This is a genomic window from Vibrio sp. Sgm 5, from assembly GCF_026241575.1.
GTDB lineage: Bacteria > Pseudomonadota > Gammaproteobacteria > Enterobacterales > Vibrionaceae > Vibrio > Vibrio jasicida.
Genome location: NZ_JAPHPY010000043.1, coordinates 19,267 through 34,472 on the forward strand (window position 1 = coordinate 19,267; position 15,206 = coordinate 34,472).

Annotated in this window: 11 protein-coding genes and 1 tRNA gene; 8 read left to right on the forward strand and 4 right to left on the reverse strand. The window is 46.5% G+C overall.

What is annotated here, in order from left to right; translation table 11 throughout:
- Positions 1–31: 31 nt before the first annotated feature.
- Positions 32–1,342, reverse strand: coding sequence for a branched-chain amino acid transport system II carrier protein (brnQ, locus tag OQJ86_RS20095; RefSeq protein WP_265989674.1), 1,311 nt, complete (start codon positions 1,340–1,342; stop codon positions 32–34).
- An 836-nt stretch (positions 1,343–2,178) separates the two neighbouring features.
- Between brnQ and OQJ86_RS20100 the strand changes: the two genes are divergently transcribed.
- From OQJ86_RS20100 to lhgO, 3 genes are all read left to right on the forward strand, one after another.
- Positions 2,179–3,189, forward strand: a complete 1,011-nt coding sequence (locus tag OQJ86_RS20100; protein ID WP_005374185.1) for a TAXI family TRAP transporter solute-binding subunit — start codon at positions 2,179–2,181, stop codon at positions 3,187–3,189.
- A gap of 88 nt (positions 3,190–3,277) precedes the next feature.
- A complete protein-coding gene (locus OQJ86_RS20105) occupies positions 3,278–5,401 on the forward strand; it encodes a TRAP transporter permease (protein WP_042606201.1) in 2,124 nt (707 codons plus the stop codon).
- An 8-nt stretch (positions 5,402–5,409) separates the two neighbouring features.
- Positions 5,410–6,636, forward strand: coding sequence for an L-2-hydroxyglutarate oxidase (gene lhgO / locus OQJ86_RS20110; protein ID WP_063344397.1), 1,227 nt, complete (start codon positions 5,410–5,412; stop codon positions 6,634–6,636).
- Between the two features lie 47 nt (positions 6,637–6,683).
- On the opposite strand, the gene OQJ86_RS20115 is transcribed toward lhgO, so the two are convergent.
- Entirely contained in the window at positions 6,684–7,091 is a 408-nt protein-coding gene (locus OQJ86_RS20115; protein ID WP_032802191.1) for a cystatin, read from the reverse strand.
- Positions 7,092–7,260: 169 nt separating this feature from the next.
- Here OQJ86_RS20115 and OQJ86_RS20120 point away from each other — a divergent pair, with 169 nt between their 5' ends.
- Both OQJ86_RS20120 and OQJ86_RS20125 read left to right on the forward strand, forming a co-directional pair.
- On the forward strand, positions 7,261–8,505 hold the full coding sequence (locus tag OQJ86_RS20120; protein WP_039976045.1) for an NADH:ubiquinone reductase (Na(+)-transporting) subunit B: 1,245 nt from the start codon (positions 7,261–7,263) through the stop codon (positions 8,503–8,505).
- A gap of 294 nt (positions 8,506–8,799) precedes the next feature.
- The gene (locus OQJ86_RS20125) at positions 8,800–10,200 is read left to right on the forward strand and encodes a tryptophanase (RefSeq protein ID WP_265989691.1); all 1,401 of its coding nucleotides are present in this window, start codon (positions 8,800–8,802) and stop codon (positions 10,198–10,200) included.
- 99 nt (positions 10,201–10,299) lie between these two features.
- Here OQJ86_RS20125 and OQJ86_RS20130 read toward each other — a convergent pair whose 3' ends face one another.
- The gene (locus OQJ86_RS20130) at positions 10,300–10,911 is read right to left on the reverse strand and encodes a DUF2913 family protein (protein WP_038868549.1); all 612 of its coding nucleotides are present in this window, start codon (positions 10,909–10,911) and stop codon (positions 10,300–10,302) included.
- 30 nt (positions 10,912–10,941) lie between these two features.
- A tRNA-Leu gene (locus OQJ86_RS20135) sits at positions 10,942–11,025 on the reverse strand.
- 561 nt (positions 11,026–11,586) lie between these two features.
- Between OQJ86_RS20135 and OQJ86_RS20140 the strand changes: the two genes are divergently transcribed.
- From OQJ86_RS20140 to OQJ86_RS20150, 3 genes are all read left to right on the forward strand, one after another.
- A complete protein-coding gene (locus tag OQJ86_RS20140) occupies positions 11,587–12,795 on the forward strand; it encodes a NupC/NupG family nucleoside CNT transporter (protein ID WP_038875278.1) in 1,209 nt (402 codons plus the stop codon).
- 207 nt (positions 12,796–13,002) lie between these two features.
- Positions 13,003–14,277, forward strand: coding sequence for a sugar phosphate nucleotidyltransferase (locus tag OQJ86_RS20145; RefSeq protein ID WP_063344395.1), 1,275 nt, complete (start codon positions 13,003–13,005; stop codon positions 14,275–14,277).
- Between the two features lie 111 nt (positions 14,278–14,388).
- Complete coding sequence (locus tag OQJ86_RS20150) at positions 14,389–15,186, forward strand: helix-turn-helix domain-containing protein (RefSeq protein ID WP_265989696.1); 798 nt, start codon at positions 14,389–14,391, stop codon at positions 15,184–15,186.
- The last annotated feature ends 20 nt before the right edge of the window (positions 15,187–15,206 follow it).

Here is a 15,206-nt window from a genome sequence, read left to right on the forward strand (position 1 = left end):
GAGGTACTTATTTGTTAAGGTACTTGCCAATCTAGGCTTGGTTTACCAACTCGGTTTGTTGTTGGCTTGCCTTGCGGGTAAAGACTACACCCACAATCACCATAGCAACCGTTGGAACAATCCAGCTTGCAAAGTAGTGGTACAGCGGCATGTTGCTGTCTAACCATTGGTTTGCGGCTTCTGGCATGTAACCTAGGATGTGCAGCGCATCAACGCAGCCAAACGTTAGAGCAGTGAATGCGGTCGCGACCACCATGATTTGCGACATCTTGTTGCGCACTGGTGCCATGATCATCAACGCAATTGCTACTGGGTGAAGCGCCACAACCGCTGGCAATGTGATAGCCAATAGTTGCTCTAGACCTACGTTGGCGATCAAACCAGCCAATACCATGGTCGTGATAACGCAGCCTTTGTAGTTCACTTTGCTGAAAGTGTTGTCGTAGAACTCACTGCCTGCGGTGGTTACGCCGATAGCAGTAGTCAAACACGCCAATACAATCACGGCACCTAGTAATAGTGAGCCAAATGCGCCGAAGTGGCTGAAGGTGAATGCTGTTAAGATGTCGCCACCATTGCTGAACTCAGAACCCAAGTACGAGCTTGTCGAGCCAATGTAAGCCAATGAGATGTAAACAAATGCCATGGCAACCGCGTACATCAAAGCTGCGATAAGCGTGTATTTTGCGGTGGCTTTCGGACAATCCACACCCATGCTACGAATCGCGCGGAAGATGATCCAACCAAAACCGATAGAGCCTAGTGCATCCATGGTCATGTAGCCTTGGGTCAAGCCTTCAGCAAATGCACCAGATACGTATGGTCCTGTTGCGGTAGTTAGCTCACCTGCAGGAGAAATCAAAGCAGTCACAGACATGATGATCAAGATTGCCATTAATGCAGGCGTTAAGATCTTGCCTAGGTTGTCGACCAATTTGCCCGGGTATAGCGCAAACAAGATGGTGATAGCACAGAAGGCAATAGTGAAAGGTACCAAAGCGGCATCACCAAACATTGGCGCAAAGCTGAATTGGTAAGCCACGGTAATTGCGCGCGGAATCACGAACGCAGGACCGATCACGATAAACACCATCACCCAAAAACTGGTCGCCAAAGGTTTAGGTAGGGCAGCGGTTAATTTGTCTGAACCGTTCACGATAGCCACCATCACCAGTGCCATCGCAGGCAGACCTACACCCGTTAAGAGGAAGCCAGACATCCCGCTCAGAAAGTTTTCACCTGCTTGGTAGCCCAAAAATGGAGGGAAGATCAGGTTACCCGCGCCTAAGTACATGGCAAAAGTCATGAAGCCCAAAGCGGCGATATTGCGTGCGCTTAACATTGTTATTCCTCTTATGTTTCGCTTGGAAGAAACTGAAAGGAATGGGAGGAGTATGTGGTGTTCCCGTCAGCTTCTTCTCAAGCTGACAGAAAGTTTAGATATAGCCTGTCAGCTCTGAATCAGTTTCAGAGAGAGCAGGAGGATCGCAGCAGCAACGCCAGATGGGCGTTTTAAAGCGAATTGTAATTGCGCAGTTGCTGACATGGGTGATCCTTAATGACGAAAAAATACCAAGGAATACGTTTGCCTTGGTGTGTGGTTACCCTAACGAACATAGGGCTATTGGCACAACCCCGAAGTAGAAAATAAGTTGATACGGTCAATGTTTGTTTCTGAACTGGTGGATCGAACTGCTTTTTAAATTCAAAATTAGAATAAATGACTTTTCATTTCTGTAACATGGCTTGTTTTGCTGTATTTTTGTGCTATTTGTAGTCGTTTAGGCTATAAACCTCTGCTGATAAAGTGAGCAGTTTAGAATGATGCGCTTTTTCTTCTTATTGTTAAGACGCTCATTAGTTGCAGTTCAATCCAAAATTGCATCGGCAAAATATTGCTTATTAGTGAATAGTGCATTTATTTTGTCTTGATCACATTTTATTAACCTTTTGCGATCTAGGCGTGCAACCTTCTTCTCTTCAATGAGCAAGATCTTGCTCATTACTTTGCTATCAAATCAGCATGATTTTGCTCATTCTTGATATCTTTCAGCACTTAGTTCAATAAATACAAAGGGTTAAAAGTTGGCATTTCAATTGCCCTAGGGAATGTGTTGTTAATAAAGATTTAACATGATGTAAATCCCCAATCGTGAAACGACTACACGGAGAGTAATAATGAAAATGAATAAGCTGGTAAAAGCTTTGGCTGTCGCTGTGACTTCTTTTGGTATTGCTGCTAACGCTGCGGCAGAAGATCGTAGCTACATTCTTGCAACGGCATCGACAGGTGGTACTTACTACCCTGTGGGCGTAGCACTGGCGACGTTAAGCAAAGTGAAATTGGCACCAAAGCACCACTTCTCCCTTTCTGCAATCAGCTCTGCGGGCTCTGGTGAAAACGTTAAACTGCTGAACGAAAACGAAGCACAGTTCGCGATTCTACAAGGTCTTTACGGTGCGTGGGCTTGGTCTGGCGAAGGTCCTTATGAGAAAAGCGGTCGCCAAGAGCAGCTGCGTTCGGTCTCTATGTTGTGGCAAAACGTTGAGCACTTTATTGTTCGTTCTGACTTAGCAAAAACGGGCACAGTGACTGACCTGAACAACCTAGATGGCAAGAAGTTTTCTATCGGTAAGAAGAACTCAGGTACTGAAAACTCTGGTCGCCAAATCATGAAAGGTCTGAAGGTAGACCCTGATAAATTCAATCTTGCTTACATGGGCTACGGCGGCAGTGCGAGCGCACTTCAAAACGGCACCATTGACGGCATGAACACGCCTGCGGGTGTGCCTGTTGGTGCGGTTACTCAAGCTTTTGCTGCGCTAGGCAAAGATATTTCGATTCTTTCGTTTACTGATGAGCAAATCAAAGAGGCGAACGGCAACTACAACCTATGGACGAAGTACGAAATTCCTGCGAACACGTACCCGGGTTTAGATAAGCCGATCACCACCATTGCACAGCCAAACTTCTTGGCAGTTCGTGAAGATATCTCGGAAGAAGACGTTTACCAACTAACCAAAGCGATCTACGAGAATCTGCCTTTCCTACAAGGCATCCACAAAGCAACAAAAGCAATGGCGATTGAGAAAGCGATCGCTGGCTTGCCAGTGCCTCTTCACCCAGGTGCGGCGCGTTATTACAAAGAAATGGGCATCGAAATCCCATCAGACCTAATGGCGAAATAACGCCTACTTCGCCCCGAGTTTTGACTCGGGGCATTTTATCCCTACCGATTTCTAAGATGGAAAAAGCCGCTAGAGCTTGGAGTATGAGATGAGCGACTCAATAGAAAAGGAATTGCAGAAGTTTGAGCTGCCCACGCGCACTGACTTTCCGTGGGTAACCACCACAATTACAGTGTTTGGCGTGGTGTTGTCTGCTTTGCACATTTGGTTTAATACCTTATCGACCTTACCAGAGTTATGGATTTCCGCGACCCACTTTGCTGGCTTCGCGGTGATTTGTGCGCTTTGGTATCCGGCTCATATCTCTCTCAAGCAGAGTAAGGTTGCACTCGGTATCGATGTGTTGATTGCTATGGGCGCGGTCGCGTGTTTGCTCTACATTCCTTATGCCGAAGATGCGCTGTACGAACGCGGTGTGAAGTTCGTGACCAGCGATTGGGTCTTCGCCATCATGGCAATTTTGATTGTTATCGAACTGATTCGACGCACCATGGGCTGGTTTATTCCAGTGTTGATTGTGGTGTGTCTGAGTTACGTTGTGTTTTGGGGTAAGTGGGCGACAGGCATTTTCCACTTCCCGGGTTTGAGCATGGAAACCTTGCTCTACCGCAGCTTTTATTCTTCTGAGGGCATGTTTGGTTCTATCTCGCGCATCAGTTGGACTTTCGTATTCATGTTCATTCTGTTTGGTGCGTTTCTCGTTCGCTCTGGTGTTGGTGATTACATCATCAATGTGGCACGTGCTGCGGCTGGCAAAATCATCGGCGGTCCCGGTTTTATTGCGGTGATTGGCTCGGGTTTGATGGGCTCAGTATCGGGCTCTAGTGTGGCAAATACGGTTTCAACCGGTGTTATCAGTATTCCTTTAATGCAGAAAGCAGGTTTCCCTTCGCGCTTTGCTGCGGGCGTTGAAGCCGCAGCGTCAACAGGTGGTCAGTTGATGCCACCAGTGATGGGGGCGGGTGCTTTCATCATGGCGTCTTACACGCAAATTCCTTATGTTGATATCATCGCGGTTTCTTTTATTCCTGCTCTTATTTATTTCTTGTCTGTGGCGTTCTTTGTGCGTATCGAAGCCAAACGCAGCGGCGTTCAAAAGATCACGACCAGTGATGAGTCTCTACTAAAAGTAGTGATCAGCGGATGGCACAACCTTATCCCACTGGCGGTATTGGTCACTTTGTTGGTTCAAGGGTTTACGCCGACTTACGCTGCGGGCTTGTCGATCATTTCAGTGGTGGTGGCTTCTTGGTTTTCGAAAGATCATAAGATGGGGCCAAAAGCGATCATCGAAGCACTTTCGCAAGGTGCTAAAAACATGGCGACAACCGCCGTATTGCTGGTAGGTATAGGTTTGGTGGTCAACGTGATCAGCACCACGGGCATTGGTAATACGTTCTCATTGATGATCGACGGTTGGGCGAATGGTGACTTGTTCATCATGATCGTTCTGATTGCGCTCGCTTCTCTGGTATTGGGCATGGGGTTACCCGTGACAGCGGCGTATATTGTATTGGGTACATTGTCTGCCCCTGCGCTTTACAAGTTGATTGCGGAAAACCAATTGCTTGAATTGATGGTGTCGGGTCAACTGCCTGAACAAGCAAAAGCCATCTTTATGTTGGCGGCGCCAGAAAAGCTGGAACTGCTTAATGCACCAATGGCGTTGGAAACCGCGAAAGAAATGGTGGCGTTAGTGCCTGCGGACTTTATGGAAACCCTACTAGAGCAAAGTCTGGGTATGGAAGCGGTAGGTTTGGCATTGCTGGCTGCTCATCTCATCATCTTCTGGTTATCGCAAGACAGTAACGTTACTCCTCCAGTGTGTTTGACCGCATTTGCAGCAGCAACCATCGCCAAAACACCGCCAATGCGCACTGGTTTGATGGCGTGGAAAATCGCCAAAGGTTTGTATCTTGTACCGCTGTTGATTGCTTACACAGGCTTGGTGAGTTGGGATGTGACATCGGTGATCACTGTAGGTTTCTTTGCCATCATCGGTACCTATGCATTGATTGGTGCTATTGAAGGCTACTTGGAAGGTCCTCTAAACATTCTGACGCGTCTCTTGTTGGTAGTGGTGGGTACATTGCTGGTTTGGCACGACATACCAATGTTGGTTCGTGTGGCAAGCTGCGCGGTATTTGTCGCGGTGTTCATTTACAGTGGTCGCAAGTTCAAATTGCAACAATCTCAACTATCGGTTTTATAAGAGGTCGTATGAAATCAGTCTATGACTACATCATTGTTGGTGGCGGTATCGTTGGTGTGTCGACGGCATGGCAACTGCAGCAACGTCATCCAGACAAATCCATTTTATTGGTTGAGAAAGAGTCCGGTTTTGCCAAGCACCAAACCGGACACAATAGCGGCGTGATTCATGCCGGGGTGTACTACGCTCCGGGCAGCTTAAAAGCGGATTTTTGTAAGCGTGGGGTAGAGCGAACCATTTCGTTCTGTGCCGAGCACGATATTCCGGTGGAGAACTGTGGCAAGTTACTGGTTGCGACCAATGAGCAAGAAGTCGAACGCATGAATGCCCTCTATGAGCGCTGTCATGTCAACGGCATCGACGTAAAGCTACTCGATGAAGTTCAACTCAAGCTGGCTGAGCCAAACATCACTGGCTTAGGCGCGATTTATGTCAAAACTACCAGTATTGTCGATTATCGTTTGGTCACTGAGCAGATGGCGGAAGAGTTCCAAAAGCTCGGCGGGCAAATTAGCTTGAGAACCAAAGTGGTGGCTGCCGAAGAGAAGGATGAAGAAGTCCAACTGACCTGCATTTCAGACGGGCAAACCATGCAGCTCAATGCCAAGTTCTTGGTCACTTGCAGCGGCTTGATGGCGGATCGCATGACTAAGATGATGTCTATTCCAACCGATTTCCAAATAATCCCTTATCGCGGCGAATACTACCGTTTAGATAGCAAACACGACCAAGTGGTGAATCATCTTATTTATCCAATTCCAGACCCTGATTTGCCATTCTTGGGCGTCCACCTGACTCGCATGATTGATGGCAGTGTGACCGTTGGTCCAAATGCGGTGCAAGGCTGGAAGCGAGAAGGGTACGACAAGGTTAACTTCAGCCTGCAAGATACCATGCAAATGCTCAGTTTCTCCGGCTTTTGGAAGGTGACACAAAAGCATCTAAAAACTGGACTGGATGAGTTTAAGAACTCGTGGTGGAAGCCGGGCTACCTCAAGTTGGTCAACAAATATTGCCCAAGCATCAAGGTCGACGATCTCAAACCATATCCTGCGGGTATTCGTGCGCAAGCAGTGTTATCCGACGGAACCTTGGTTCATGACTTCTTGTTTGCCGAGAGCGCAAGAAGCTTACACGTTTGCAACGCACCCTCTCCAGCAGCGACATCTGCAATGCCGATTGGGGAATACATTTGCGATAAAGTGAATGAGAAGATAGAGGCGAAAACGGTATAAAACAAAGGCGACTAAACTGTCGCCTTTATTGTATTTGAATCTGGGAATTAGGAGTTGCCGTCTTTCGGGCAGAGTTCGCCCTTCTTGGCGTGCCTTTCTATCATGTAATCGCCGCGAGCACTGTGCAGGACTATCGCGTTCCAGACTTCACCATCTTTTAGCTCAAACTCCATCGCATAGTGTGTACCGCCGACGATTTGAGTTCTGACATCATTGATTTGCTTTAACTTATCTGTCGCATTCATTTGATGCAGAATCATGCTGAGCGAGCGTTCGGCATCCGGTGTCACTTTCGCCACTTGCCAACCTCCAGGGACACCACCTTTCGAACCGCAGATGGCTTGCATTTTCTTCTTCAGACCAGGAGACATTTGCTTGTCCACGGCCAATGCGTTACCTGCAAATGAAAAAGCGGCCAACGACATCATCGCGGTCCACATCATCCTTAACTTCATAATCCACTCCATTGTTTTGTTATTGATTGAGTATAAGCACGCCTTTCACGGTTTACATAATAGCAAGGTCTTCTGTGCCAGCAGATAAATACGTAATGGGGGAGTTAAACAGGCTAAAAACGATCGCTTTTGATAGCAGCTCGTAACATTCTTTAGAGGAGGAGACGTTATGAGTCTGAAGCATTATTTTGAAAAGGTCTCACCAAAGTTTGAACCGGGAGGCCAATACCACAAGTTCTACCCACTCTTCGAAGCTGTTGAAACCCTTTTTTATACGCCGGGTAAAGTGAACCACGGCGTCACCCATGTTCGAGACAGCATCGATTTGAAGCGCATCATGATCATGGTGTGGTTAGCTGTATTCCCCGCGATGTTTTGGGGCATGTATAACATCGGTCAGCAATCCAGCGATGCTCTGCTTTATGGTCTTGACCAAGCTGCCGCGCAACAAGCGATCGATGCCTCTTGGGGGCTGAGTTGGGTTTGGGGCTCAGTAGAAGCAGCGAGCCAAGCAGGTTGGGCGAGCAAAATGTTGGTTGGCGCAACCTACTTTCTGCCTGTCTATGCGACTGTGTTTGTGGTTGGTGGGTTCTGGGAAGTGCTGTTTGCTATCGTCCGCAAGCACGAGGTGAATGAAGGCTTCTTTGTTAGCTCCATTCTGTTTGCGTTAATTCTCCCGCCCACCATTCCGTTGTGGCAAGCCGCGTTAGGTATCACTTTTGGTATCGTGGTAGCGAAAGAGATCTTCGGTGGTACGGGGCGTAACTTCTTAAATCCTGCATTGGCAGGGCGTGCATTCTTGTACTTCGCTTATCCAGCCAATATGTCTGGCGGCGCCGTTTGGGTTTCGGCTGATGGCTACTCTGGTGCAACCCCTCTTAGCCAATGGTACGAAGGTGGTCAGAGCGCTTTGACCAACAATATGACAGGCCAGCCTATCTCTTGGATGGACGCTTTCGTCGGTAATTTGCCGGGGTCTATGGGAGAAGTCTCGACCCTGCTGATCGCGCTTACAGGTCTGGTGCTGATCTTTATGAAGATCGCGTCGTGGCGGATTGTTGCGGGTGTCTTTGTTGGCTTAGCCGTGACGTCGCTACTGCTTAATGCAATTGGATCGAATACCAATCCCATGTTCTCTATGCCTTTCTATTGGCACTTCGTGATTGGTGGCGTCGCGTTCGGTACTTTCTTTATGGCGACAGACCCCGTATCGGCTGCATTCACAAACGGTGGCAAGTGGGCTTACGGTATATTAATTGGCGTGATGACGATATTTATTCGAGTGCTCAACCCAGCCTATCCGGAAGGCATCATGCTAGCGATTTTGTTTGCCAACTTGTTTGCTCCATTGTTCGACTACATGGTCAAAGAGAGCAGCATTAAGCGCAGAATGAAAAGGGCAAGACCTTCGTGAAATGAGGTGAGCTTCACTGAAATTTGATTGAAAACTGCACTATATTGAAAAGGTCAGGGACATGGGGTTTCTGGCTTTTCTTTTTATCAGGAGGACGAAGACGATGAGAGTCAAGAATATTCTTGATAGCCGTTTGGTGCTGTCGTTCTGGTACAACCTAGACTTCTGCCTGTCTCTTCTTAGTAAAATTTCTGGTCGTTAATTTCCTCAATGCTCTCGCATTGAAAAGCAATTTATCTGTTTGTTTTACTCTTCGCTTAAGTGCGTAGGGTCATGCGTATAAGGAAATTAACAATGAAACGTATCCCAGAACCGTTCCGTATCAAAATGGTTGAGCCAATCAAAATGACGACCTTGGCTGACCGAGAAGTTGCCCTCAAGCAAGCGGGTTTTAACCCATTTCTTCTTCGTAGTGATGATGTTTATATCGACCTGCTGACCGACTCTGGCACTGGTGCTATGAGTGACAATCAGTGGGCGGGGATCATGATGGGTGATGAGTCCTACGCGGGTAGCCGCAACTACTACAACTTGTGTGATGCGGTAGAGCACTTCTTTGGTTACAAGCTGACAGTGCCGGCGCACCAAGGTCGTGGGGCGGAGCAAATCTTATTCCCAGCCTTGATTGAACGTATGCGTCAGGTTCGCGGTGGTGAGACACCAGTGTTTATATCAAATTACCACTTCGACACCACAGCGGGTCACATTGAGCTCAATGGCGGTAAAGCGATTAACGTGGTAACAGAAGAAGCATTCGACACTACCACGCCATACGACTGGAAGGGGAACTTTGACCTTAATAAGCTGGTGGCAACGATTGAAGAGCATGGTTCTCACAACATCTGTGCGATCATCACAACGGTTACGTGTAACAGTTCAGGTGGTCAGCCTGTGTCGATGGAAAACATGCGCAGCGTGTACGAAATCGCAACCAAGTACGACATTCCAGTGGTGATTGATTCGGCTCGTTACTGTGAGAACGCTTACTTTATCAAGCAACGCAAAGCGGGCTACGAGACCAAATCGATTCTTGAAATCATCCGCGAGATGTACCAATACGGCGACATGCTCACTATGTCAGCGAAGAAGGACCCAATGGTAAACATTGGTGGTATGTGTTGTATTCGCGACCATCAAGAGCTGTTCCAAGCGGTTCAAACACGATGTGTACCGATGGAAGGCTTTGTGACTTACGGTGGTATGGCTGGCCGTGATATGGAAGCCTTGGCTCGTGGTCTATATGAAGGTGCGGATGAGGATTACCTTCACTACCGCATCAGCCAAGTGCAATACTTGGGTGAGCGTCTACGCGAGGGTGGCATTCCAATTCAATATCCAACGGGTGGTCATGCCGTGTTTGTTGACGCAGCGAAAATATTACCTCATATACCCGCGGATCAATTTCCAGCACAAGTGTTGTGTAATGCTTTGTACTTAGAAGCGGGGATTCGTGCAGTAGAGATTGGTTCACTGTTGCTTGGTCGAGATCCGGAAACAGGTGAACAGAAAGCATCAGAACTCGAATTGATGCGCTTGACCATCCCGCGTCGTGTATATACCAACGACCATATGGATTATATCGCCGATGCCATTATTGAATTGAAGAACCGCTCGCATGAGTTAAAGGGACTCACCTTTGATTATGAGCCTCCGGTACTTCGTCACTTTACGGCACGCTTTCGCGAGCTGGATTGATCGAGAAAACGTTATGTTTCGATAAGCAAAAGGCCGCGAAATTCGCGGCCTTTTAGAACTTGGCTTACAACGTTAATGGTATGTTTATATCAATCAAACTTACGCTAACTCGAGTGAGATACGTACAAATTGTTCGTCTTGATATTGAACTTCATAATTGAAGGTGTTGCTGGCATAAATGCTACCTAAGAACAGTGAACGTTGACTCATTGGGCCACGGAAAAGCATCGAAATAGGTGCGATCATGGCGTTATTATCATCGAAGTGTTGGTTTAAGTTGTCAGAGAGAACACACAGCAAGCAGCCATGCTGGTCGTGTGATAAATCGACATCTTCAGGACGCGAGAGCAGTACGGTCGTACCGAGTTTTTTCTCTACTTCGTTAATCAGTAGCAAGTAACTATCGAGGTGAGGTTGCGGATTGCTCGGTTTATTCGCACCCACACAGCGTTCAAGCAAAGCTTCAAGGTTGCCATTTTCCCCTTTGGCCTGTTGAGTCAGAGACTTTAACGGCTTTTTAATCAGTTTGTAGCGGTTACTTTTAAGCTTAGGCTTAAGCCATTTTTGCAGTAAGTCGTTACGTTCTTTTAAGGGAATAGGTCGCGAGGACGCATGGAGTTTGAAGTGCAGGTGTAATAGGGCGTGCACTGCAAGCTCGCTTAGAAGTTGGTTAGCATCAGCGGATTGTCTTGCCTGCTTAGAACTTTGCATTACACTCTAAATTTCTTATAGGAAGAATAATGGTGCCGAGAGAGGGACTCGAACCCTCACACCTAAGGCACTAGCACCTCATGCTAGCGTGTCTACCAATTTCACCATCTCGGCATCATGATGCTCTGAATACACAGAGGCTTCGGAAAGAAGCGTTTCAAATTGTATATCCAAAATCCATAGATTGGCGAGAGCAAAATTACTCATTTTTGGACTTTGGTGTTCGATTGAACATTTATTGTCCGTTTTTGGCCGTTTCACCATGCGTTCCCCTCTTAATACCCCTATTTTCACTACAAGTATGAACACAAATTGGCATTCTTGCGCAAAAAATGAACGCTTGAACGTTTGCGTAAATAAATGTGATGAAACTCTCGTTTTGATGGCTATACTTGCGACCCGTTTAAGCGGGAATTAGGGTTCGTTGTTCAGGACCCTTACCCATACAAGCCGTCACATGGAGCGGGATGAGTCGAATACTCTCCAGCAGTGAATGACCCCACGGACCGGACCAGCTAAGTTCAATTGCTTGTATAAGGTAAAAATAAGATGTCGAACTATCCGTTCTGTCGCCATGTTAGATCTACGAGTGCCTTGTCACTCGACACGTTGTCCCTTTCTTTTGCCAATTCCTTTGGTGTTTCTTTCTTTTTCAACGTTCAGTAGGTCTGGTTCATGAGTGTTCTATTTAGTTTATTTGGTATTGTTGCACTACTAGGTTGTGCGTTCCTACTGTCAGAGAGCCGTTCTTCAATCAATTGGAAAACCGTATCTCGTGCTTTGTTGCTCCAAATGGGTTTTGCTGCTCTAGTGCTTTACTTCCCTTGGGGGCAAGCCGCGTTGGCCAGTTTGAGTAGTGGCGTTGCGGGTCTTTTAAGTTTTGCTGATGAAGGGATCAAATTCCTCTTTGGTGACCTTGCTTCTACTGGTTTTATCTTTGCTGTCCGCGTTCTTCCTATCATCATTTTCTTCAGCGCTCTTATCTCTGCCCTTTACTACTTGGGTATCATGCAAAAAGTGATTCAATTTATTGGCGGTGCTATCCAAAAGTTTTTGGGTACCAGCAAAGCAGAATCCTTGGTTGCAACAGGTAACATCTTCCTATCCCAAGGCGAATCACCACTTCTTATCCGTCCATTTCTACAAAACATGACCCGCTCTGAGCTGTTTGCGGTAATGGCTGGTGGTATGGCGTCAGTCGCAGGTAGTGTTTTGGGTGGTTACGCAGGTCTAGGTGTAGAGTTGAAATACCTAATCGCAGCAAGCTTCATGGCAGCACCAGGTAGCTTGTTGATGGCAAAAATCATCGTGCCTGAGCGTCAAACCCCAAGTGATTACAACAACATCGAGCTGGATAAATCAGAAGAAAGCAACGTAATCGATGCGCTAGCAAGCGGTGCGATGGGCGGTATGAAAGTTGCCGTTGCGGTCGGTACGATGCTTATTGCCTTCGTGAGTGTGATTGCGATGGTAAACACGGGTTTAGAAAACTTAGGTGAAATGTTCGGTTTTGCTGGCATCACGCTGCAGGCTATTTTCGGTTACCTATTTGCACCTCTAGCATGGTTGATTGGCGTTCCGGGCCACGAAGTACTTGCAGCGGGCTCTTATATCGGTCAGAAAATCGTAATGAACGAATTCGTCGCATTTATCGACTTCGTACAACATAAAGCGACACTGACTGAGCACACGCAAATTATCATTACTTTTGCTTTGTGTGGCTTTGCCAACATCGGTTCGATTGCGATTCAACTTGGTTCAATTGGTGTGATGGCACCAGAGCGTCGTAAAGACGTAGCAAATATGGGACTGAAAGCGGTAGCAGCAGGTACCCTAGCAAACCTAATGAGCGCTTGTTTAGCCGGTATCTTTATTTCTCTTTAAGGGATGCCCGCACATAAAAATAAATCAAAACCCGCTTCCATAGCGGGTTTTTGTTTATAAAACGCTTGAATGAGAGATTGCTTAAATATTTAAGAGAACATTGCTCTGTAATATTATTTTTTGAGCACATTGCCCCCAATATTGAATAGTAATGCCGTACGGTTTACGTTTACTTTCTAAACTATAAATAAGACAAGGAAGTGAAACATGACGTCAAAAGTAGTATCGATCGTGTTAGCCGATAAGGAGAGTGGTGGGTTAGAGCCGCTCTCAGGAACGTGCTGTAAATCGATTACCCCATTCGCGGGTGCCCATCGTTTGATTGACTTTGCGTTGAGCAATCTAATTCAATCTGGCATCAAGCGTAATCTTGTCTTAAGTCGATTTCATTGCCCTGCTTTAAATGAACACATTAAGCGTGCTTGGAGCAAGTACGAAGCGAGCATCGACATTCTTGAGCCGGCATACCCCCATAATAAGTTTTTGCCTGCGTTGCAGTACAATTGGACGGATGCTTTGCTGCAAAACCTAGAGGCCATTAACCGTCCGACTGATGAGCATGTGCTGTTAGTTGGTGGAGAACAAATTCATCGGCGCTACCTTTCTTCATTGCTGCAATACCACAGAATCCAAGCGTCTGAGTTAACGCTTGTTGTAGCTCAAGTTCCTACCGAGCGAGCGTCTGCTTATCATGTTGTGGAACTGGATGAGCAAAACCAAGTAACAAGCATTCAGCACCAGCCACAGCAACCTGCAGAGATACCAAATAAGCCAGGCCTCTCTCTTGTGCTTACCGAGAACTATGTGCTTAAGCGTGCGGCCTTAGTCAAAGGCTTGTTCACCAATGCAAAAAACTTAGACGGACGACATGATTTAACTTGTGATGTGATTGGTAAACTGGTTCAGAAGGTCAAAGTGGCACTATTCGATTTGGGAGCCGTTGATTCAGACCAAGCCCCTTTGTATTGGCATGGTTTGAATAGTGTTGATGACTATTGGTCGGTGCAAATGGCGATGTTGGTTGAGCAAAATGATACGCAAAAGAAAAGTTCAAAGCCATTGCTTAGTAAAGAAATCGTCTCGCAGCGATCGAGCTTATGTAATGATGCGGGAGGCATTAAAGTTCGCATTAAAGACAGCTATATCGCTTCAGGCTGCCGAATTGAAGGGGCGTGCTCTATCCGCTCTGTGATTGGGGTTGATTGTGATTTAGGTAGAAACAGCATGTTGCATGAGGCGGTACTGATGGCGCGCTGTAAGATTGGAGCAAACAGCCGCATTACACGTGCCATTATTGAAGAGGATGTCCATATCGCTCCAGGGACAGTCATTGGTGAGAAACTTGAGAAAGACAGTGAGCGGTTTTTCGTAACGGAGGGGGGATTGGTCGTGATTCCCAAAGGCAGTCGAGTCGGTTTTGAACAACCACTGACGTCACTGCATGACAATTACCCTGAAGACGTTACAGCGAATACGATTTAAGTCCGGTAAGGTTTATTGTGTTTTTCATTTTACGAAATACTGAAATCTTATCTATTTTAATTAAAAGATTTATAACACATTGATATTGAGCCCAGTTGGCTAGGAGAGAGGATGAAGTTCGATCGTCTTCATTTTGCAAATGCATTGAAGCATTACCGAAAAAAATCAAATTACTCGCAGGATGGGTTGGCCGAACTACTCTCCTCCGCTCATCGTGTTTTTTCTAGTTTCAACCAAGCTACATTGAGCCAGTGGGAAAGGGGGAAGATTGAACCCACTCTATTGCGCCGCCTCGGGATTGCTCATTTCTTTCAGCAGCCTTATCACTATGATGAACAAGAGCTAAAAAGTGTCAAAAAAGCACTGCAACATCCTGTGAATTTCCAAAATCTGAATACGGTGTATGACTATGAAATCACGCATCGCAGTCATGTTGCTTTTGATAAGCTGGACGAGGACGATAAACAGCTGATCTTCGATTCTCATTTCAGGCAAAATGGCAATGCAGTCACAGATACGTTTGATGCCTTATGTTTGACCCAGCCTAAAGTGTTTTGCTTTTACTATAAGAAGATGTTGGTTGGTCATGTATTGTATGAGCTAAAGCAAGGGGCGATTTATCTGATCAGTGTGGTCTTTCTCACTAAAACCATTCGAACCGCATTACTTAATCATATCGCGGAGATCAGCCGAGGTTTGATGGTGTATTTTCCGATTCGAGACCGCAGCCTCAAGCAGTTTATGAGTGACTGCTTCCTAGAAAAGTGCTGTTATAGCCGCAGCGTCACCTTTTATGCTGGAACCAGTGAACAGTTTTTTGATAACCCGATGATTCTCAGTGTGATGGAAGGCTATCAAGATTTTCGTTTAGTCCGTTATGAACAAGTACAGAAAAAGCAGAAGGTCTAACCTTATTGTTTAATTTAAAT

Bases quoted from the DNA above. Each gene is read 5' to 3' on its own strand.
- brnQ (WP_265989674.1), bottom strand. From the start codon at position 1,342: ATGTTAAGCGCACGCAATATCGCCGCTTTGGGCTTCATGACTTTTGCC.
- OQJ86_RS20100 (WP_005374185.1), top strand. From the start codon at position 2,179: ATGAAAATGAATAAGCTGGTAAAAGCTTTGGCTGTCGCTGTGACTTCT.
- OQJ86_RS20105 (WP_042606201.1), top strand. From the start codon at position 3,278: ATGAGCGACTCAATAGAAAAGGAATTGCAGAAGTTTGAGCTGCCCACG.
- lhgO (WP_063344397.1), top strand. From the start codon at position 5,410: ATGAAATCAGTCTATGACTACATCATTGTTGGTGGCGGTATCGTTGGT.
- OQJ86_RS20115 (WP_032802191.1), bottom strand. From the start codon at position 7,091: ATGAAGTTAAGGATGATGTGGACCGCGATGATGTCGTTGGCCGCTTTT.
- OQJ86_RS20120 (WP_039976045.1), top strand. From the start codon at position 7,261: ATGAGTCTGAAGCATTATTTTGAAAAGGTCTCACCAAAGTTTGAACCG.
- OQJ86_RS20125 (WP_265989691.1), top strand. From the start codon at position 8,800: ATGAAACGTATCCCAGAACCGTTCCGTATCAAAATGGTTGAGCCAATC.
- OQJ86_RS20130 (WP_038868549.1), bottom strand. From the start codon at position 10,911: ATGCAAAGTTCTAAGCAGGCAAGACAATCCGCTGATGCTAACCAACTT.
- OQJ86_RS20140 (WP_038875278.1), top strand. From the start codon at position 11,587: ATGAGTGTTCTATTTAGTTTATTTGGTATTGTTGCACTACTAGGTTGT.
- OQJ86_RS20145 (WP_063344395.1), top strand. From the start codon at position 13,003: ATGACGTCAAAAGTAGTATCGATCGTGTTAGCCGATAAGGAGAGTGGT.
- OQJ86_RS20150 (WP_265989696.1), top strand. From the start codon at position 14,389: ATGAAGTTCGATCGTCTTCATTTTGCAAATGCATTGAAGCATTACCGA.